Source organism: Kitasatospora dryopteridis (assembly GCF_050749075.1).
In the GTDB taxonomy this organism is placed as follows: Bacteria; Actinomycetota; Actinomycetes; order Streptomycetales; family Streptomycetaceae; genus Kitasatospora.
Genome location: NZ_CP192749.1, coordinates 6,575,924 through 6,595,393, shown reverse-complemented (window position 1 = coordinate 6,595,393; position 19,470 = coordinate 6,575,924). Strand labels below are relative to the sequence as shown.

Annotated in this window: 20 protein-coding genes and 1 pseudogene; all 21 read right to left on the bottom strand. The window is 74.3% G+C overall.

The window, feature by feature from the left end; translation table 11 throughout:
• Nucleotides 1-4: 4 nt before the first annotated feature.
• The 21 genes and pseudogenes from ACQ614_RS29725 to ACQ614_RS29625 all read right to left on the bottom strand — a co-directional run bounded on the left by ACQ614_RS29725 (nt 5) and on the right by ACQ614_RS29625 (nt 19,425).
• A complete protein-coding gene (locus ACQ614_RS29725) occupies nt 5-916 on the bottom strand; it encodes an ornithine cyclodeaminase family protein (protein ID WP_431681922.1) in 912 nt (303 codons plus the stop codon).
• A complete protein-coding gene (locus ACQ614_RS29720; RefSeq protein WP_431681921.1) occupies nt 913-1,971 on the bottom strand; it encodes a proline racemase family protein in 1,059 nt (352 codons plus the stop codon). Before ACQ614_RS29720 ends, ACQ614_RS29725 begins: the two co-directional genes overlap by 4 nt.
• On the bottom strand, nt 1,968-3,308 hold the full coding sequence (locus tag ACQ614_RS29715; protein WP_431681920.1) for an aldehyde dehydrogenase family protein: 1,341 nt from the start codon (nt 3,306-3,308) through the stop codon (nt 1,968-1,970). The genes ACQ614_RS29720 and ACQ614_RS29715 overlap by 4 nt, the downstream gene beginning before the upstream one ends.
• 49 nt (nt 3,309-3,357) lie before the next feature.
• Complete coding sequence (locus tag ACQ614_RS29710; RefSeq protein ID WP_431681919.1) at nt 3,358-4,359, bottom strand: proline racemase family protein; 1,002 nt, start codon at nt 4,357-4,359, stop codon at nt 3,358-3,360.
• A gap of 172 nt (nt 4,360-4,531) precedes the next feature.
• The gene (locus ACQ614_RS29705; protein ID WP_431681918.1) at nt 4,532-5,440 is read right to left on the bottom strand and encodes a dihydrodipicolinate synthase family protein; all 909 of its coding nucleotides are present in this window, start codon (nt 5,438-5,440) and stop codon (nt 4,532-4,534) included.
• Nucleotides 5,441-5,525: 85 nt separating this feature from the next.
• A pseudogene (locus ACQ614_RS29700) lies at nt 5,526-6,931 on the bottom strand (FAD-dependent oxidoreductase).
• Nucleotides 6,912-7,232: a (2Fe-2S)-binding protein gene (locus ACQ614_RS29695; RefSeq protein ID WP_363495027.1), complete on the bottom strand. Its 321-nt coding sequence runs from the start codon at nt 7,230-7,232 to the stop codon at nt 6,912-6,914. The pseudogene ACQ614_RS29700 and the gene ACQ614_RS29695 overlap by 20 nt, the downstream one beginning before the upstream one ends.
• On the bottom strand, nt 7,229-8,419 hold the full coding sequence (locus ACQ614_RS29690) for an NAD(P)/FAD-dependent oxidoreductase (protein WP_431681917.1): 1,191 nt from the start codon (nt 8,417-8,419) through the stop codon (nt 7,229-7,231). The genes ACQ614_RS29695 and ACQ614_RS29690 overlap by 4 nt, the downstream gene beginning before the upstream one ends.
• Before the next feature lie 188 nt (nt 8,420-8,607).
• Nucleotides 8,608-9,549, bottom strand: coding sequence for a twin-arginine translocase subunit TatC (tatC, locus tag ACQ614_RS29685; RefSeq protein ID WP_431681916.1), 942 nt, complete (start codon nt 9,547-9,549; stop codon nt 8,608-8,610).
• 67 nt (nt 9,550-9,616) lie between these two features.
• Nucleotides 9,617-9,886, bottom strand: coding sequence for a Sec-independent protein translocase subunit TatA (gene tatA, locus ACQ614_RS29680; protein WP_431681915.1), 270 nt, complete (start codon nt 9,884-9,886; stop codon nt 9,617-9,619).
• A 138-nt stretch (nt 9,887-10,024) separates the two neighbouring features.
• Nucleotides 10,025-10,189: a hypothetical protein gene (locus tag ACQ614_RS29675; protein WP_431681914.1), complete on the bottom strand. Its 165-nt coding sequence runs from the start codon at nt 10,187-10,189 to the stop codon at nt 10,025-10,027.
• Between the two features lie 20 nt (nt 10,190-10,209).
• Complete coding sequence (locus ACQ614_RS29670) at nt 10,210-10,440, bottom strand: hypothetical protein (protein ID WP_363495035.1); 231 nt, start codon at nt 10,438-10,440, stop codon at nt 10,210-10,212.
• A 3-nt stretch (nt 10,441-10,443) separates the two neighbouring features.
• The gene (locus ACQ614_RS29665; protein ID WP_363495037.1) at nt 10,444-11,400 is read right to left on the bottom strand and encodes a helix-turn-helix transcriptional regulator; all 957 of its coding nucleotides are present in this window, start codon (nt 11,398-11,400) and stop codon (nt 10,444-10,446) included.
• Nucleotides 11,401-11,405: 5 nt separating this feature from the next.
• Nucleotides 11,406-12,380, bottom strand: a complete 975-nt coding sequence (locus tag ACQ614_RS29660; protein ID WP_363495039.1) for a helix-turn-helix transcriptional regulator — start codon at nt 12,378-12,380, stop codon at nt 11,406-11,408.
• 185 nt (nt 12,381-12,565) lie between these two features.
• Complete coding sequence (locus ACQ614_RS29655) at nt 12,566-12,937, bottom strand: FKBP-type peptidyl-prolyl cis-trans isomerase (protein WP_431681912.1); 372 nt, start codon at nt 12,935-12,937, stop codon at nt 12,566-12,568.
• A 153-nt stretch (nt 12,938-13,090) separates the two neighbouring features.
• On the bottom strand, nt 13,091-14,380 hold the full coding sequence (locus ACQ614_RS29650) for an FKBP-type peptidyl-prolyl cis-trans isomerase (protein ID WP_431681910.1): 1,290 nt from the start codon (nt 14,378-14,380) through the stop codon (nt 13,091-13,093).
• A 184-nt stretch (nt 14,381-14,564) separates the two neighbouring features.
• The gene (locus ACQ614_RS29645; protein WP_431681909.1) at nt 14,565-15,560 is read right to left on the bottom strand and encodes an FKBP-type peptidyl-prolyl cis-trans isomerase; all 996 of its coding nucleotides are present in this window, start codon (nt 15,558-15,560) and stop codon (nt 14,565-14,567) included.
• A gap of 296 nt (nt 15,561-15,856) precedes the next feature.
• The gene (gene pafA / locus ACQ614_RS29640) at nt 15,857-17,218 is read right to left on the bottom strand and encodes a Pup--protein ligase (RefSeq protein ID WP_363495047.1); all 1,362 of its coding nucleotides are present in this window, start codon (nt 17,216-17,218) and stop codon (nt 15,857-15,859) included.
• A gap of 167 nt (nt 17,219-17,385) precedes the next feature.
• Nucleotides 17,386-18,147, bottom strand: coding sequence for a proteasome subunit alpha (gene prcA / locus ACQ614_RS29635; protein WP_431681907.1), 762 nt, complete (start codon nt 18,145-18,147; stop codon nt 17,386-17,388).
• A 36-nt stretch (nt 18,148-18,183) separates the two neighbouring features.
• On the bottom strand, nt 18,184-19,023 hold the full coding sequence (gene prcB, locus ACQ614_RS29630; RefSeq protein ID WP_431681906.1) for a proteasome subunit beta: 840 nt from the start codon (nt 19,021-19,023) through the stop codon (nt 18,184-18,186).
• A gap of 183 nt (nt 19,024-19,206) precedes the next feature.
• A complete protein-coding gene (locus tag ACQ614_RS29625) occupies nt 19,207-19,425 on the bottom strand; it encodes a ubiquitin-like protein Pup (protein ID WP_363495053.1) in 219 nt (72 codons plus the stop codon).
• Nucleotides 19,426-19,470: the final 45 nt, after the last annotated feature.

Here is a 19,470-nt window from a genome sequence, read left to right as displayed (position 1 = left end):
AATGTCACGTTGCGCCGGGCCTGGTGGCGTTCTCGTACTGGGCGGCGGCGACTGCGAGATCCTCCCAGGCCATGCCGACGCTCTTGAACAACCGGGGCCGATCATGGGGGACAACTTCCCCGCCCGCCACCAGTTCTGAAAGATTAGCAAGCGGTGCGGGACCGTCCTCGGCGAAGGCCACCAGCAGGTCCCCCGCCTCGCGCAGGGCGGCCGCCCGCGCCTCGACGTACAGCGCCGACCTGCGGACGAGCGTGCTGTCGACCTCCCGGGCGCCTGGTTCGTGCGAGCCGACCGCGGCGACGGCGGCGCGGTCGGGGACGAGCCGCCCGTCGAAGAGCGGGGTGCGGGCGGTGGTGCAGCAGACCACCAGGTCGGCCCCGGCGACGGCCTCCGGCCCGCCGACGGCCGCCGTGGGGCCCAGGGTGCGGGCGTGCGCGGCCAGTTCCTCGGCAAACCCGCGGCGACGGCCGACCACCGTGACCCGGTCGACCGGCCGGACCGCGAGGAGCGCGGCCAGGTGCCCGTACGCCTGCGGCCCGGTACCGAAGAGCACCAGGTGCCGGGCGTCGGGGGCGGCCAGCCGGTCGAGGGCGAGGGCGGTGACGGCGGGGGTGCGCAGGGCGGTGAGGTCGGCGCCGTCGAGCAGGGCGAGCGGTTGCAGGGTGGGGCCGTCGAGCAGCAGGTAGCTGCCGGTGATGCGGGGCAGGCCGCGGGCCGGGTTGCCGGGTGCCACGCCGGCGGTCTTCACCCCGGCGTAGCCGCCGGCCGCGGCGGGCATGAGGAGCAGTTCGCCCGCCGGGACAGGCACGGCGGCGCGGGGCGGCTGGGTCTCGGGGTCGAGGCCGGCGGCCAGGGCGTCGGCGAGGGCGCGGACGGCCCCCGCCGGGCCGAGGGTGAGCGGCAGGTGCGGGATCACAGCAGGAAACCCGTCCCCAGCCGGTCGTCGGGGTCGAGCAGGAAGCGGTGCTCGCCGGTGCGGTGGGCGGTGCCGGTGACCTCGGTGAGCAGGCCGCCGGACCGCTCCCCCAGCACCCGGCCGGTGAACTCGGTACCGACCAGCGACTGGTGGCGCAGCACCTGCCCGGGGGCGAGCCGGCCGTCGGCGGCGAGCAGGGCGAGCCGGGCGGAGGTCCCGGAGCCGCACGGCGAGCGGTCGATCTGGCCGTCGGCGAAGACGGTGACGTTGCGCTGGACGGGCCCGTCCGGGGAGTCGGGCAGGTCCTCGTACAGGACCACCCCGTAGACGCCGGAGAGCCGGGGGTCGGTGGGGTGCCGGGTCGCGGGGTGGCCGTCGAGGGCGGCGCGGACGGCCTGTCCGGCGGCGGTGAGGCCGGGCAGCCGGGCCGGGGTGACCGCCAGTCCGAGGTCGGCGGCGCGGACGGAGGCGTAGCAGGCGCCGGCGTGGGCGACGTCCACCGTGCAGGGCCCGTACCGGGTGCTGACGGCCAGGGCGCGGGCGGTGACGAAGGCGGGCACGTTGCGGAAGGCGATGCCGGTGGTGCGTCCGCCGTGGCGGTGCACGGTGGCGGCGACCCGTCCGGAGGGGACGTCGATCCGCACCTCGGCGGTGCCGTCGTCGGGGGCCGGGACGCGGCCGGTGTCGACGGCCCAGGCGGCGAGCGCGATGGTGCCGTGGCCGCAGGCGGTGGAGTAGCCGTCCTTGTGCCAGAACAGCACGCCGAGGTGGGCGCCGTCGTCGTCGGGCGGCACGACGAAGCCGCCGTACATCCCGGCGTGGCCGCGCGGTTCGCGGGTGAGCAGCCGCCGCAGGTCGTCGAGCGGTCCCGGTCTCGGTGCGGTGGCGGTGCCGCCGGCGCCGATGGCGACGGCGCGGCGTTCGGCAACGGTCTCGCCGGGGACGGGCGGCAGGCCGCCGGCGACGATCCGGAAGGGCTCGCCGGCGGTGTGGTAGTCGACGGCCTCGACCGCCGCGGGCGCGGGTGCGGGTGCGGGTGCGGGTGCGGTGCTCATGCGGACGGGAGCAGCGTGACGGTGCGGCTGGCGGTGTAGAACTCGAGGGCGGCGGCGCCCTGTTCGCGTTCGCCGTAGGCCGCGGAGCCGGTGCCGCCGAAGGGCAGGTGGAAGTCGACGCCGGTGGTGGGGGCGTTGATCCGGATCATGCCGGCGGCGAGGCGGTCGGCGGCGGCGAGTGCGGTGTCCAGGTCGCGGGTGTGCACGGAGGCGGCGAGGGTGTGCCGTCCGGCGTTGGCGAGGGCGATCGCCTCGTCGAGGTCGGCGGCGGGCAGCAGGACGGCGATCGGGCCGAAGAACTCCTCGGTGCGCAGCGGGTGTCCGGCGGGCACGTCGGCGAGCAGGGCGGGTGCGAAGCCCCAGCCCGGGCCGTCGGTGCGCCGGCCGCCGGCGAGGAGGGCGGCCCCGGCGGTGCGGGCGGAGTCGACGGCACCGGTCAGGCGGTCGAGGGCGGCCTCGCCGATGACGGGGCCGCACTCGGCGGCGGTCAGCCGCTTGGCGAGGGCCTCGCGGAGCGGCTCGTACGCGGCGCCGACGGCGATCACCTGGCCGGTGGCGGTGCACTTCTGCCCGGCGTAGCCGGCGACGGCGGCGGCGAGGTGGTCGGCGGCCTGCTCGATGTCGGCGTCGGGCAGCACGAGGGCGGAGTTGAGGCCGCCGAGTTCGGCCTGCACGGGGATGCCGCGGGCGGCGGTGGCGGCGATGACGGCCCGGCCGACGGCGGTGGAGCCGGTGAAGGAGACCACGTCGGCGGTGTCGACGAGTTCGGCGCCCTCGGTGGCGCCGCCGGGCACCACGGTGAGCACGCCCTCGGGCAGATCGAGGAGTTCGGCGAGGCGCAGGGCGCAGGCGGTGGCCTCGGGGGCGGGCTTGAGGACGGCGGTGTTGCCGACGGCGAGGGCCGGGGCGGCCTTCCAGACCGGGATCGCCAGCGGGAAGTTCCACGGCGTGACCAGCCCTGCGACGCCGTGCGGGCGGCGGCGGGTGAGCAGCAGTCCGGGCCCGGCGGCGGTCTCGTGGACGGCGCCGGACGGGGCGTAGGGCGCCTGCGCGTAGTAGCGCAGGATGGCGACGGCGCGGGCGGCCTCGGCACGGGCCTCGGCGAGCGGCTTGCCGACCTCGCGGACGGCGAGGGCGGCGAGCTCCTCCGCGGCGGCCTCGACGGCGTCGGCGGCCCGGCCGAGGGCGGCGGAGCGGGCGGCCGCCCCGGCGGCGTGCCAGCCGGGCTGGGCGGCGCGGGCCCGCTCCACGGCGGCCTGGGTGCCGAGGGCGCCGGCGGTGTCGGCGGCGATCACCAGGTCGGCCGGGTCGGCGGGGTTGTACGAGCTGACGGTCACGTCGGGGCCCTTCGGGTGGGTGCGCGGGACGGGCGGGGGCCGGCCGGTCTCAGAGCAGGAAGCCGGCCGGGAACGGGTCGTCGGGGTCGAGGAAGTACTGGGCAGTGCCGGTGAGCCAGGCGCGGCCGGTGACGGTGGGCACGATCGCGGGGCGGCCGGCGACGGTGGTCCGCTCGACGATCCGGCCGGTGAAGGTGGTGCCGATGAAGGACTCGTTGACGAAGTCCTGGCCGATCGGGAGTTCGCCGCGGGCGTTGAGCTGGGCCATCCGGGCGGAGGTGCCGGTGCCGCACGGCGAGCGGTCGAACCAGCCGGGGTGGATGGCCATCGCGTGCCGGGAGTGCCGGCCGGTGGAGCCGGGGGCGAGCAGCTGCACGTGGTGGCAGCCGTTGATGGACTCGTCCTCGGGGTGGACGGGCCGGTCGGTCTTGTTGATCGCGGCCATCACGGCGAGGCCGGCGTCGAGGATCTCCTGCTTGCGGGCCCGGTCGAAGGGCAGGCCGAGCCGCTCCAGCGGCAGGATCGCGTAGTAGTTGCCGCCGTAGGCGAGGTCGTAGGCGACGGTGCCGTACCCGGGGACCTCGACCTTGAGGTCGAGTCCGGCGGAGAAGGAGGGCACGTTGCGGATGGTGACGGCCTTGGCGGCGCCGTCCTCGACCCGCACCTCGGCGACCACCAGCCCGGCCGGGGTGTCCAGGCGGACGGTGGTCACCGGCTCCTGCACCTCGACCATGCCGGTCTCGACGAGCACGGTGGCCACCCCGATGGTGCCGTGGCCGCACATCGGCAGCAGGCCGGAGACCTCGATGTAGAGCACCCCGAAGTCGGCGTCCGGCCGGGTCGGCGGCTGCAGGATGGCGCCGCTCATCGCGGCGTGGCCGCGGGGCTCGTACATCAGCAGGGTGCGGAAGTGGTCGAGGTGCTGCTGGAAGTGCACCCGGCGCTCGGCCATGGTGGCGCCGGGCAGGGTGCCGAACCCGCCGGTGATCACTCGGGTGGGCATGCCCTCGGTGTGCGAGTCGACGGCGTGGAACACATGGCGGCTGCGCATGGCCGCTCCCCCTCGTGGTGAAAGGTGCTCGATCGGTGAAGTCGTCAGGGGCGCGGGGAACTGCGCGATTCGGATGCGGGCCGTCGCACGGATCACGGCTTGGCCCATGCTGCCGTGGTACCCGCCCACGGACTGCGCAGTTCCCCGCGCCCCTCATCGGATACCCGGCGCCCTAGGACAGGCCCTCGGCGAGGGCCTTCTCGGTGGCGGCGCGGACGGCGGCCGCGACCTCCGGGGCGAGCGGGCCGCGGGGCGGGCGGCAGGGCCCGCCGGGCATCCCGGCGATGTCCATGGACAGCTTGATGGCCTGCACGAACTCGGTCTTGGAGTCCCAGCGGAGCAGCGGGTGCAGGGTGCGGTAGAGCGGCAGCGCGGTGGCGAGGTCGCCGGCGACGGCGGCCTCGTAGAGCGCGACGGAGGCCTCCGGCAGGGCGTTGGGGTACCCGGCGATCCAGCCGACGGCACCGCCGAGGGCGAGCTCCAGCAGGACGTCGTCGGCGCCGATCAGCAGGTCGAGGCCGGGCGCGAGTTCGGCGATCCGGTAGGCCCGGCGGACGTCGCCGCTGAACTCCTTGACCGCGACGATCGAGCCGTCGGCGTGCAGCCGGGCGAGCAGCTCGGGCACCAGGTCGACCTTGGTGTCGATCGGGTTGTTGTACGCGACGACCGGCAGCCCGGCCCTGGCGACCTCCGCGTAGTGGGCGCGGACGGCCGCCTCGTCGGCGCGGTAGGCGTTGGGCGGCAGCAGCAGTACCGAGCCGGCGCCGGCCTCGGCGGCCTGCTCGGCCCAGCGGCGGGACTCGGCGGAGCCGTACGCGGCGACGCCGGGCATCACCCGGGCGCCGTCGCCGGCGGCCTCGACGGCGGTGCGCACCACGCGGGCGCGCTCCTCGGGGGTGAGGGTCTGGTACTCGCCGAGCGAGCCGTTGGGGACGACGCCGTGGCAGCCGGCGTCGACGAGTCGGCGGACGTGCTCGCCGTAGGCGTCGTAATCGACCGACAGGTCCTCGCGCAGCGGCAGCGCTGTGGCGACCATGATGCCGCGCCAGGGCCGGGCGGGGTCGTACGGGACTCGGGTCATGGGGCTACGCTCCTGAGTAGTGATGTGTGACATTTTACAAGGGTTCGCGGGGCGCCACAAGGGCGCCCCGCCGGACGGGCCGGGCTCATGCCTCCCGGGCCGCACCGTCGGCCAGCTGCGCGAGCGGCACCGGGCAGGCCAGCGGACGGCTGTCGGGCCGCGGCTCGCCGCCCCCGGCCAGGCAGGCCACCGCGGGCCCGCACATCCGGCCCTGGCACCAGCCCATGCCGGCCCGGGTGAGCAGCTTGACCGTCCGGGCGTCGCCCGCGCCGAGCTCCTCGACGGCCTCGCGGATACGGGCGGCCGGCACCTCCTCGCAGCGGCAGACGTCGGTGTCCGGGGTGAGCCAGCCCGTCCAGCCGGGGCCTGGCCGGTGGGCGGCGGCCATCAGGTCGGCGAAGGCGCGCCGGCGGCGGCGCAGCGACCGCAGCGCGGCCGGCACCGGCCGGCGATCTCCCTGGCGGCGATCGCACCCTCGACCAGGGCGAGGTCGGCGCCGCCGACCCCGCAGGTCTCCCCCGCCGCCCAGAGGCCGGGCAGGCTGGTGCGCAGCCGCTCGTCGACGTCGAGGGCGACGGCGCCGTCCGGGCCGGTACGGGTGGCCGCGCCGAGTTCGGTGGCGAGTTCGATCTGCGGCAGCAGGCCGTGGCCGACGGCGAGCGCATCGCAGGTGACGTGCCGCTCGGTGCCGGGCACCGGCCGCCAGTCGGCGTCCAGCCGGGCGACGGTCACGCCGGTGACCCGCTCCTCGCCGTGCACGGCGACGACCGCGCTGCGCGGCCGCAGCCGTACCCGGTGGCGCAGCAGCAGGGCGGTGTGCCGGGCGCCCTCGGCGAGCTTGGCCGGGTTGGCGGCGAGGGCACCGGGTGCGCGGGCGTAGCCGAGGTATCCGGAGGCCTCCACGACCTCGGGCACCTGCGCGCCGGCCGCGGCGAGCGAGGCGGCGGCGGCGAGCAGCAGCGGGCCGCTGCCGGCCACCACGATCCTCCGACCGGGCAGCACCAGGCCGGACTTGAGCATGGCCTGGGCGCCACCCGCGGTGACCACACCGGGCAGGGTCCACCCAGGGAAGGGCAGCTGGCGTTCGTACGCGCCGGTGGCGAGCAGCACGGCGCGGGCCTCGACCACGGCCGCCCCCTCGCCGCCGGGGCCGCGGACGGCGTGCAGCCGCCAGGGCTCCCCGGGCTCGGCCGTCCAGACGTGGTGGCCGGCCAGGTGGTCGACCCGGCCGGCCCGGACGTGCCCGGCGAGGGCGCGGTCGAGGGCGGCGAAGGCGGGCCAGTGGTGGTGCAGCCGCTCGGGACGGGCGGCGCGGAGGCCGGGCGCGGGGTGCCGGTAGTACTGGCCGCCGGGCTGCTCGGCGGCGTCCAGCAGCACGCACCGCAGGCCGAGGCCCGCGGCGGTGGCGGCGGCGGCGAGCCCGGCCGGTCCGGCGCCGACGATCGCCAGGTCGTAGGGCCGGGCGGCGGCGTCAGACTTCGAGGTCGGCACGGCCGTGTCCCTCCTGGGTGGTGACGACGGTGCCGGGCTCGGCGGGCAGCAGGCAGGTGCGCCGGTTGGGCCGGCCGTCGACGGTGGCGAGGCAGTCGAAGCAGACGCCGATGCCGCAGAACGCGCCGCGCGGGCGGCCGCCGACCCGGGTGCGGCGCCAGGCCAGGATGCCGGCCGACCAGAGCGCGGCGGCGATGCTCTGCCCGGGCAGCGCCGGGACGGGCCGCCCGTCGAACTCGATGGTGTGCGCCGGGCCTGGCCGGGCCTCGACCAGGTCGGCGGGGGTGCGGTGCGCGGTCATGCCTCTCCTCGGGCGGCGGTTCGGTCGGCCGGGCCGTCGGCGGGCCGCCCGGCGAAGCGGTCGGCCCGGAACGGCGCCGGGTCGAGGGCGGTGGGGCCGCCGGTGAGCTGCTGGGCGATCAGCAGTCCGGTGGCGGGCGCGAGCCCGATGCCGGCGCCCTCGTGCCCGCAGGCGTGGTGCAGGCCGGGCACCCGCGGGTCGGCGCCGATCGCCGGCAGGTGGTCGGGCAGGTACGGGCGGAAGCCGCGGTAGGCGCGCTGCACGGCGACCTCGCGGAGCACCGGGAAGAGCGCGGCGGCCTGCGCGGCGAGCCGCTGCAGCACCTCCACCGAGAGGGTGCGGTCGAAGCCGACCCGCTCCCGGCTGGCACCGATCAGCACCGGCCCGGCGGGGGTGCCCTCGACGACGGCCGAGGTCTGCAGGGCGGCGGAGCCGCTGGCCACGTCGGCCACGTAGTCGGCGGCATAGACCTTGTGCCGGACGATCCGCGGCAGCGGCTCGGTGACCAGGACGAAGCCCCGGCGGGGCAGTACGGGCAGGTCGACGCCGGCCAGTGCGGCGACCTCGCCGCCCCAGGTGCCGGCGGCGTTGACCACGGCGGGGGCGGCGATCTCCCGGCGGTCGGTGACGACCCCGCGGACGGCGCCGTCGGGGCCGGTGCGCAGCGCCCGGACGGTCTCGCCGAGGAACCGGTCGGCGCCGGAGGCGCGCAGCAGGTGTGCGGCCGCAAGGGCCGGCTGCACCTGGGCGTCCTGCGGGTAGTGGACGCCGCCGGCCAGGCCGGGGGCGAGGTGCGGCTCCAGCTCGGGGAGCCGGTCGGCGGCGATCTCCTCGGCGGTGACGCCCGCGGCGCGCTGGCCGGCCGCGAAACGGCGCAGGGCGGCCAGGCCCTCCGGGTGGGCGGCGACGACCAGGCCGCCCTTGGGCTCGTACTCGACGGCGTCGCCGAGCTCCTCGGCGATCTCGCGCCAGAGGCGGGTGGAGAGCAGGGCGAGGTCGAGCTCGGGGCCGGGCTCCTTGTCGGAGACGAGCAGGTTGCCCTCGCCCGCGCCGGTGGTGCCGCCGGCCACCGGGCCGCGGTCGACCACGGCGACGCGCAGGCCGGCCTGCGCGGCGTAGTAGGCGCAGGCGGCGCCGACGACTCCGGCGCCGATCACCACGACGTCGTGGGAGGGTTGGATGAGCACAGCAGTAATATGTCACATGGTTTACGTCTGCGAAAGAGCCGCCCGGGGACTCGGCCCCGGGGACGGGCCCCCGGGTCCACGCCGCCCCGGATCGAGGCTTCCCACAGGTCCAGGTTGCCCCCGGGAACGCCGGAAGCCCCGGCTCGCCGAGTGGTCGGCGGGGCGGGGCTTCCGGAAGAGGGCGTGGATCAGGTGATGTCGTCCATCTGCTCGTGGCGGGCGGCCGGCACCGGGGCGGGCGCCTCGGGGGCGGCCGAGGCCTCGATGGCCTCCGGGCCGGAGACGCCCTCGACCGAGAGGTCCAGGTGCGAGGCCTCCTCGTCGCTCAGCCCGGCGTCCGGGTTGCGGCGGGCCCGGCGGCGGTCGTTGAGGATCGCGATGCCGGCGGCGAGGAAGTACAGCGCCCAGATCGGCGCGGCCAGCGCGATCATGCTGAGCGGGTCGGCGCTGGGGGTGGCGAAGGCCGCGAAGACCGTGATGCCCATGACCATGCCGCGCCACCAGCCGAGCAGCCGCTTGCCGCTCAGCACGCCGATGAGGTTGAGCATGACCAGCAGCAGCGGCAGCTCGAAGGCGCCGCCGAAGACCAGCACCATCCGGGTCACGACGTCGAGGTAGTCCTCGGCCGGCATGATCGGCACCGTCTCGGTCGGTGCGAAGGAGATCAGCATCTCCGCGGTGGCGGGGAGGATCAGGTAGGCGAGCACGGCGCCCCCGAGGAACAGCGGGATGCCCGCCGCCAGGAAGCTCATCGAGTACTTGCGCTCGTGCTTGTGCAGGCCGGGCGCCACGAACGCCCACAGCTGGTACAGCCAGACCGGGGTGGCCGCGACCACGCCGGCCGTGAGGCTGACCTTCAGCGCGAGGGTGAACGGCGTCAGCAGGCCGATGGTCGACACCACGCCGCACCGCTCGCCGTTGACCGTCAGACCCTTCTCGCCGCAGGCGGGGAGCGGCTCGAGCAGGAAGTTGGTGAGCTCCCGGTGGAAGAACGCCGCGACGATCGTGGTGATCACGATGGCGAGGACCGACTTGACCACCCGGTTGCGGAGCTCGCGCAGGTGGTCGGCGAGCGCCATCCGGCCCTCGGGGTCCTTCGGCGGCTTCGGCGCCTTGGAAGACTTGCTCAAGCCCGGTCCTCAACTCGTACGACGGAGCCCGCCGGACGGCGGACCCCCGATGGCCGTGGGTACCGGCTCAGCCCTGCGGGGCCGTGCCGTGGTCGGCGGCGACCGGACGGGCGGTGCCCGAACCGGGTGCCGGCTTGATCGTCATGGGCACGGGCTCCGCCTCGGGGCGCGCCTGCGGGGCCGCACCGGCGCCGTCCGTCCGCAGGGCCCTGGCCTCGCTGCGCAGGATGCGCAGTGACTTGCCCAGTGCCCGGGCGGCGTCCGGCAGCCGCTTCGCCCCGAAGAGCAGCACCGCCAGGACCGCGACCACCAGGATCGCCGTCGGCGAGATGCGCATCAGCCACCACCACTTCCCTCAGCGGGGCGTCCTCCCCGTTGCGGGCGATGGTAGTCGTTGCCGTCGACCGCCCGGCAACCGCCGTCCCACTGCGGCCCCGGCCGCACCGCGGGGCCTGCCACGAGGGTACCGGCCGGGTCAGCGGCCCGGGAGGTCCGCGGCGGCGGAGGCGAGTGCCCGGGAGGCCGCGTCGACCTCGCGGGCCAGCGAGCGGACGTCCGCCCAGAGCCGGACGGCGAGCACGCCCAGGACGAGCAGACCGGCGGTGGACAGCAGGACGACGGCGGTGAGGGTCCACGACATGGGACGACCCTACCGGCCGGTCAGCCGTCGACCGGGAGCAGCCGCATCGTGCTGACCCCGGCCGCCGTCATCGCCTGGACGATCTTCTCCCCGGCGGGCTTGCGCACCGACGCCCCGCACTCGGGGCAGACGAACCCGTAGAAGGTGCGCTCCGGCGTCGGGCCGAGCGCCAGCCGGAAGTCCTCCGCCGGGATCTCGACCTTCTCCCGGCACTGCGAGCAGTAGACCTGGAATCTGGTGCCGTGCGCCACCGATCAGGCCCGCCCCTCCGGGTAGCCGGCGAGCGCGGCCAGGGCTGCCTCGCGGGCCTGCTCGGCGAGCTCCGGCGGGGAGACGATCCGGCCGTCGCGGCCGAGCCGCAGCGCGAGCGGGCGCAGCCCGGACGGGTCGGCGCTGCGCAGGGTGATCCGCAGGCCGCCGTCGGGCAGTTCCTCGGCCTTGTCGTGGGTGTAGTACTCGGCGACCCAGCGGCCGCCGGGGCCGACCTCGACGATCACCTCGGGGTCGTCGGCGGCCGGGTTGACCAGGCCGGCGGAGAGGTCGCGGGGCTCCACCCGGGGCGGGTCCGCGGGCTCGTCCAGGATCCTGATCTCGGCGACCCGGTCCAGCCGGAAGATCCGGCGGTCCTCGGAGGTGCGGCACCAGCCCTCGAGGTAGGTGTGTCCCTCGGCGACCAGGCGGATCGGGTCGACCTCGCGCTCGGTCATGCCGCCGCGGCCGTGCGACCAGTAGCGCAGCCAGATCCGGCGGCCCTCGGTGAGGGCGCGGTCGATGTCGGCGAAGACCTGGCCCTCGGCCTCGAAGGTGACGCCGACCCGGGCACTGGACTCGGCGCTCTCGCCGGCCGCGTCCTCGATCTTGGTGACGGCGCGGGTGAGCGCCTCCCGGTCGCGGCGGCGCAGGCCGGGCAGGCCGGCCACCGCGCGGGCGGCGACCAGCAGGGCCGTCGCCTCGTCGGCGGCCAGGCGCAGCGGCTGGGCCACGTCGTCGACGTTGTGCCACCAGATCCGCTCGCCGTCGGTGTCGATGTCGAGCAGGTCGCCGCCGCGGAAGCTGGTGCCGCACATCGGCAGCACGTTGAGGTCGCCGATCAGCTCGCGCTCGGTGATGCCGAAGGCGCGGGCGACCTCGGCGACCTCGGCGCCGGGCCGCTCGCGCAGGTAGGTGACCAGCGAGAGCATCCGCCGGGTCTGGTCGATCGCATTGCTCATGGCTGTTACTCCCCCACTCCGGCGACGGCACGCAGCCGGTCGATGACGTCCGCCCGCAGGTCGTCCGGGCCGAGGACGAGGACGTCGGGCCCGAACTCGGCGAGGTCGGCGGCGAGGCCGTGGCCGTACGGGATCTCCAGCTCGTCCCAGTCGTCGTCGATGCGGGTGGTGCTGAGTGCCCGCCCGCGGAGCGGGAAGGCGGCGCCGCGGCGCAGCCGCAGGGTGGCGGTGGCGCCCTCGGTGACCGCTCCCTCGCCGGCGAACCGGGCGACGTAGGCGCGCACGTCGACGTGCTCGGGGACGTCCCCGGTGAAGCTGCCGGCCCGGGAGCGGACCTTTCCGGTGATCCGGCTGAGCCGGAAGACGCGGGCGCTCTGCCGGTCGCGGTCGAAGCCGGCCAGGTACCAGTGGCCGCGCCAGCACTCCAGGGCCCAGGGCTCCACCGAGCGCTGCTCGGCGGCGGCGGCGCCGGCCTTGCGGTAGTCGAAGGTGACCGGGCGCCGGTCGCGGGCGGCGACGAGCAGCGGCTCGAAGGCGGCCTCGCGGGCCGGGATGCGCGGCTGGAGGGCGGTGTGCTCGGTGTCCTCGGCGAAGGGCACGCCGGCCGCCCGGAGCTTCTGCAGGGCGCCGCTGGCGGCACCGGACATCTTGGCCTGCTGCCAGACCCGGGCGACCAGGGTGAGGGCGGCCGCCTCCTCGGCGTCGAGGGCGATCTCCGGCAGGCGGTTGCGGTCCCGGCGGGCGAGGTAGCCGATCTCGCCGTCGAGGGAGTTCTCGTCGACGTCGATGACCAGGCCGAGCTCGCGCAGGTCGTCCTTGTCGCGCTCGAACATCCGGTTGAAGGCGTCCTCGCTGCCCTGCTGCCAGGCCTCCCGGTAGGCCTCGACGGACTCCCGCAGCTCCTTCTTGGAGAGCGGCCGTCTGGTGTTCATCAGACAGAGGGCGAGGTTCATCAACCGCTCCGCCTTGGCGATCGCCATCGCTGACCTTCCTGTCCGTCCGGCCGGCACCCCTCGTGATCCGGCGGACCCGACCGTACCGGTCCGGGCACGCTGAGCAAAAGCCGAGCCCTGCCCCGGCCGCGAAGCGGCGGCAACCCATGTGCCCGCAACAACGACACCGGGCCGCTCCCCCGAAGGGATGCGGCCCGGTGCTCAGGGGTGTCTCAGACGCCGAGCAGGTCGACGACGAAGATCAGGGTGGAGTTCGGCGGGATCGCCGGGCTGGGCGACTGGGCGCCGTACGCCTTGCCCGGGGGGATGATCAGCTCGCGCCGGCCGCCGACCCGCATGCCCTGGACGCCCTCGTCCCAGCCCTTGATGACGCGGCCCGCGCCGAGCGGGAAGCGGAAGGTCTGGCCGCGGTTCCAGGAGGCGTCGAACTCCTCGCCGGTGGAGAAGGTGACACCGACGTAGTGCACCTCGACGACCGCGCCGGCCTTGGCCTCGGCGCCGTCGCCGACCACGATGTCGCGGATCTGCAGCTCCGCCGGGGGCTCGCCGCCCGGGAAGTCGATCTCCGGCTTGGTAAGGCTCACAACAGACTCATCTCGTTCGGTGATACAGACATGACGGGGCGGCAGGCACCGCTACGGTCCACCGTACGGCGCCCTGCCGCCCGTCCGGGCCATCCGGGGACGTGCGACGTGTCGCCGCCCCCGGGAGCCCTCGTGCGTCCGGTCCCGGACCGGTCAGTCCTGGGTCCCGACGCCGGCATCCAGGATGTCGATCACGAAGACCAGTGTCGAATTGGCGGGGATGTCGCCCTGCGCCTGGTCCTTGTAGGCGAGCGAGGCGGGGATCACCAGCTCGATCCGGCTGCCGACGGTCTGGCCGGTGACGCCCTTGTCCCAGCCCTCGATGACGCCGCCGCCACCGGTGACGAAGGTGAAGGCCTGGCCGCGCTTGAGCGAGGAGTCGAAGACCTTGCCGTCCTTGTAGAGCGCGCCGGTGTACTGGACGAGCACCTTCTCGCCGGCCTCGATCTTGCGGCCCTTGCCCTGGATCAGGACGTGCGACTTGAGGTCCTTGACCTCGGGGGTGCCGGGCACCGGGGTGATGTCGGCGGGCTTCTTGCCGTTGTCCTTGACCTTCGGCATGTCGGCCGGCGGGGCCGTCATGTCGCCGCTGAGCACCGTGTCCTGGGCGGTGGCGTTCTTGATGTCGATCACGAACACCAGGTTGTCCTTGGGGCCGACGCCCATGCCGCTGCTGCCCTGGGCGCCGAAGGCGGCGGCCGGCGGGGCGACGACGAGCAGCCGGCTGCCGGCCTTGTGCCCGGTGACGGCCTGGTCGAGGGCGGGGATCAGCTTGCCGCCGCCGGCCTGGAACAGCTGCGGCTTGCCGGTGGAGTACGAGCCCTCGATCTCCTTGCCGGTGCTCCAGTTCATGGCGGAGAAGTCGGCGGTGACCCAGGTGTTCTTCTCGACCTTGGCGCCGTCGCCGGACTTCAGCTCCTTGACCACGAAGGTGCCGTCGGCGGCCTCCTTGGGCAGGGCGATCGTCGCCTTGGTGCCGAACTCGCCGGTGACGGTCGGCAGCACCTTGGCGCTGTCCTTGATCGGCGGCACCGGGTCGGCGGACGGGGTCGGCGAGGCGGTGGGCGCCGCCGGGTCCGGGGAGGCCGAGGCGGACTTCCCGTCGTCCTTGTTCACCATGTAGAGCGTGATGCAGCTGCCGACCAGCAGGACGGCCAGCACGGTGCCGAGGATCGCGCCGAGGCGGCCCGCACCGGGCGGCTCCTCGTCGTAGCCGGCCTCCGAGATGTCCTGGCGGCGCACGGTCGACGCGAAGACCTGCGGCTCGTCGGACTTGGCTTCGCCGGCGGGGCGCGGCGGGGTCTGGCCCCAGCCGGCCTGCTGCTTCAGGATCGCGGGCGGGACGACGATCGACTCGCCGTCGCCGGGCAGCGGGCCGCCGGGCCGCGCCGCCGCCGGGTCGGCGGTGCCTGCCTCGCCAGGGCTCGACGCTTTCTCAGACATGACTCCCCATCCATCTCGCCGTGCCATGCCCTCGCGGGACCTGACGACGCTGCCACAGTGCGGAAAACGGCAGCAGTATGTCAGGTCTGCATGAGGACGGGCCCTCCCGGTGCAGGATCGGTGCACCGGTCCCCGGCCCCGGGCGTGTCGTACGGATCGTGTGGAACCGATCCGCACGACTCCCTCACACCGCCTCCAGGATGTCGATCACGAAGACCAGGGTGGAGTCGGCCGGCACCGGGCCGCTGGACTGGTTGCCGTACGCCAGGGAGGGCGGCACGACCAGCATCACCCGGCTGCCGACGGTCTGGCCGACCAGACCCTGGTCCCAGCCCTTGATCAGGCTGCCGGTGCCCACCTGGAGGGCCTGGGCGCCGCCGTGCGAGAACGAGGAGTCGAACTGCGAGCCGTCCGACCACAGCACGCCGGTGTACTGCACCAGCAGCTGCTGGCCGGCCTGCACGGGCTTGCCGTCGCCCTTGATCAGCACGTAGGTCTGCAGCTCGGTCGGCGGGCTCTGGCCGGCCGGGATGGTGATCGTCGGCGCTTGCTTGCCGTTGTCCTTGACCTGCGGCGCGGTGGCGGGCGCCTGGGTCATCTCGCCGGTGACGGTCGAGTCCGGCGGCACCACGTCCACGATGTCGAGGACGAAGACCACGGTGTCCTGGCCGCCGACGCCGGCCGCGGTGTTCCCCGTGGTGCCGAACCCGGCCGCGGGCGGGGCCACCACCAGCAGCCGGCTGCCGGCCTTCTTGCCGACCACGGCCTGGTCGAAGGCGGGCACCAGCTGGCCGCTGCCGGCCTGGTAGAGCTGCGGCTTGCCGCCGCTGTCGTAGGAGCTGGAGACGTCCTTGCCGGTCGTCCAGTCCTTGGCGGTGTAGTTCACCGTCACCCAGTCACCCTTGGCGACCGTGGCGCCGTCGCCCTCGTGCACGGTGCTGACCACGAACTGGCCGCTCGGCGGGGACTGCGGCAGGGTGATCTCGGCCTTGGAGCCGACCTCGCCGGAGACGGTCGGCATGGGATCGGCCGACTCCACCGGGCTGGGCACCGCCGTCGCCGAGGCCGAGGCGGCGGGCGAACCGCCGGACGAGCCCGAGGACCCGCTGGTGCAGGCGGCGAGCACGGCGACGAGCAGGGCGGCAAGGGGCACGGCCGGCAGTCCGGCGATTCGGCGCATGGTCGCCAGCGTATGGCCCGATCCCGCCGCCGCATCGGAGGCACAAGCACGCTGTCGCCTGCTCGCCTCCTGGCCCCCTGACCCGGCGCCGACGGTCTCCCCCGGCCCGGCGGCCGGGAGGTGCCCCCATGCTCCGTCGCCCCGCTCCCGCGCTCGCCCTCCTTGCCCGCCGACGGGCAGGAGGGGCCCACCCTCTCGGCACCGGCGGGCCCTTCGGCTCGCACGCACGAAGGGTGGCGCCCGGACGCACCCGCCCGGACGCCACCCCTGGTGGCCGCCGTCAAGCCCTGCGGGCGTCACATGCCCGCGATGAGCTTCTCCACCCGCTCGTCGACCGAACGGAACGGGTCCTTGCACAGCACGGTGCGCTGCGCCTGGTCGTTCAGCTTCAGGTGGACCCAGTCCACCGTGAAGTCGCGGCGCTGCTCCTGCGCCCGGCGGATGAAGTCGCCGCGCAGCCGGGCCCGGGTGGTCTGCGGGGGCACCGACTTCGCCTCGAAGGTCTTGAGGTCGGTGGTGACCCGAGCCGCCCTGCCCTTGTTCTGCAGCAGGTAGAACAGGCCGCGCCGGCGGTGGATGTCGTGGTACGCGAGGTCGATCTGGGCGACCCGCGGGTTGGACATCGTCATCTGGTGCTTCTCGCGGTACTGCTCGATCAACCGGTACTTCATGATCCAGTCGATCTCGGTGGAGACCCGGTCCAGGTCCTCGGTGCGGACGGCCTCCAGGGTGCGCCCCCAGAGGTCGAGGACCCGGGCCACGGTGCCGGTGTTCAGGCCCTTGCGGTCCGCGAACTCCAGCGCCTTGGTGAAGTACTCCTCCTGGATGTCCAGCGCGCTGGCCTCGCGGCCGTTGGCGAGCCGGACCTGGTGGGTGCCGGTCAGGTCGTGGCTGACCTCGCGGATCGCCCGGATCGGGTTCTCCAGGGTGAGGTCGCGCATCACCACGCCCGCCTCGATCAGGCGCAGCACCAGGTCGGTGGCCCCGACCTTGAGCAGGGTGGTGGTCTCCGACATGTTGGAGTCGCCGACGATGACGTGCAGCCGGCGGTAGCGCTCGGCGTCGGCGTGCGGCTCGTCACGGGTGTTGATGATGGGGCGGGATCGGGTGGTGGCCGAGCTGACGCCCTCCCAGATGTGCTCGGCGCGCTGGCTGACGCAGTAGACCGCGCCGCGCGGGGTCTGCAGCACCTTGCCGGCGCCGCAGATCAGCTGGCGGGTCACCAGGAACGGGATCAGGACGTCGGCCAGCCGGGAGAACTCGCCGTGCCGCGCCACGAGGTAGTTCTCGTGGCAGCCGTAGGAGTTGCCGGCCGAGTCGGTGTTGTTCTTGAACAGGTAGACGTCGCCGGCGATGCCCTCCTCGTGGAGCCGGCGCTCGGCGTCCACGAGCAGGCCCTCCAGGATGCGTTCGCCTGCCTTGTCGTGCGTCACCAGTTCGGTGACGTCGTCGCACTCGGGGGTTGCGTACTCGGGGTGCGAGCCCACGTCGAGGTAGAGCCGTGCACCGTTCCGCAGGAAGACATTGCTGCTGCGGCCCCAGGAAACTACGCGGCGGAAGAGGTACCTGGCCACCTCGTCCGGAGACAGACGCCGTTGTCCCCGGAACGTACACGTGACACCGTACTCGTTCTCCAGCCCGAAAATTCGGCGGTCCATGAGGCATCTTTTCTCTTCCGGGAGCATTTCGAAACCCCTGGGGCGGAGCCGAAAAGGTCACGGTGCCGCAGGGGCAATCCGACCACGCCGCGCCGTCAAATCCCGGAAGGCGCACGTGAATCCCGCACGGTGCCGGCGGCCTGCCGTACGGGATTCACGCGGTTGGGCTATTCGGCGGCCGGTGCCTCCTTGGCCGCCGGCGGCTCCTCGTCCTCGGCGGCGGAGGCGTCGCCGCCGAGCAGGCGGCCGAGCTGGCCGCCCAGGATGCGCTTGAACTTGCGCTGCTGGACGCGCTTGCGGTCCAGCACGGCGACCTCCAGCTGCTCGGGCGTGAGCGTGCGCGGGGTGCCGCCGTTGGCGTCGCGGGCGAGGGCGTCCACGGCCAGCCGGAGGGCGTCGGTGAGGGCCATGCCGGCCTGGTGCCGCTGGCCCAGGTAGTTGCCGATGGAGTCGGCGTTGCCGCCCACCACGACGTAGTTCTTCTCGTCGACGACCGAGCCGTCCGGGGTCAGCCGGTAGATCTGGTCGTCGCCGTCGCTGCGGCCGACCTCGGCGACGACCAGCTCGACCTCGTAGGGCTTGTCGCCGACCGAGGAGAAGATGGTGCCGAGGGTCTGGGCGTAGACGTTGGCGAGGCCGCGCGCGGTGACGTCGGCGCGGTCGTAGCTGTACCCGCGCAGGTCGGCGTAGCGGACGCCGCCGATGCGGAGGTTCTCGAACTCGTTGTAGCGGCCGACCGCCGCGAAGGCGATCTTGTCGTAGATCTCGGAGACCTTGTGCAGCGCCCGGGAGGTGTTCTCCGCGACGAAGACGATGCCGTCGGCGTAGGTGAGCACGACCACGCTTCGGCCGCGGGCGATGCCCTTGCGGGCGTACTCCGCGCGGTCCGCCATGGCCTGCTGAGGCGAGACGTAGAACGGTGTGGACACCGGCGGTCGTCCCCTTCTTCCTGGATGGGTGGCGGACTAGAGGAGCGGGGCCTGCGGCCCGTTGGGGTGCTCGCGGCGCCCGGCGGTGATGGAGACGGCGATCTCCGACACCTCGTCGTCCGAGAGCCGGCGGAAGCCGTCCTCGGTGATCAGCGAGACGATCGGGAAGATGCCGCGGGCCAGGTCGGGGCCGCCGGTGGCGGAGTCGTCGTCGGCGGCGTCGTAGAGCGCCTGGACGGCCAGCGTGGCAGCCTGCTCGCCGGAGAGGTCCTCGCGGTAGAGCTTCTTGAGCGAGCCGCGGGCGAAGACCGAGCCGGAGCCGGTGGCGGCGAACCCGCGCTCCTCGGAGCGGCCGCCGGTGACGTCGTAGGTGAAGATCCGGCCGCGCCCGAGGTCGAGGTCGTAGCCGGCGAAGATCGGCACCACGGCCAGGCCCTGCATGGCCATCGCCAGGTTGGACCGGATCATGGTGGTGAGCCGGTTGGCCTTGCCCTCCAGGGAGAGGACGGCACCCTCGATCTTCTCGTAGTGCTCCAGCTCCAGCTGGAACAGGCGGACCATCTCGACGGCGAGGCCGGCGGTGCCGGCGATGCCGACGGCGCTGTACTCGTCGGCGGGGAAGACCTTCTCGATGTCGCGCTGGGCGATGACGTTGCCCATCGTGGCGCGGCGGTCGCCGGCGATGACCACGCCGCCGCCGAAGACCGCGGAGACGATGGTGGTGCCGTGCGGCGCCTCGAGCACGCCCTCGGGGAGACGGCGGTTGCCGGGCAGCAGCTCCGGCGCCTGGCGGCCGAGGAAGTCCATGAACGACGAGGACCCGGGGGTCAGGAAGGCAGCCGGTAGACGCCCGGTGCCACCAGTGTTGGCTTCCACACGATTCCTTCCAGATTGACGGTCAAGCAGCTGATGCCCGGACCCTACCCGCGCCGGCGCCCCTTGATCCACACGATCGGAGGTACCGCTGCGGGCGGTGGGAGCAGAGCGCGCTGCAGGCATGCCTCGACACACCTGCAGCGCGGTCTCCGCAGCGCGGTTTCAGGAAGGGAATGCCCCCTCCTACTCGCCGCCCTTCTGCACGAATCCGCGGACGAAATCCTCCGCATTCGACTCGAGGACCTCGTCGATTTCGTCCAGAACGGCGTCGACGTCGTCGCTGAGCTTTTCCTGGCGCTCCTTCAGGTCGTCGGAGCCCTGCGCTTCCGCGGCCTGCTCCTCGACCTCCTCGGAGGAGCGGTTCGCCCGCTGCTGGCCGCCGCCGGTGTCCTTGCTAGCCATTTCCCTCACCCCGCTCGCTCTGTGTGGTCAGACCCTATCCGCCGG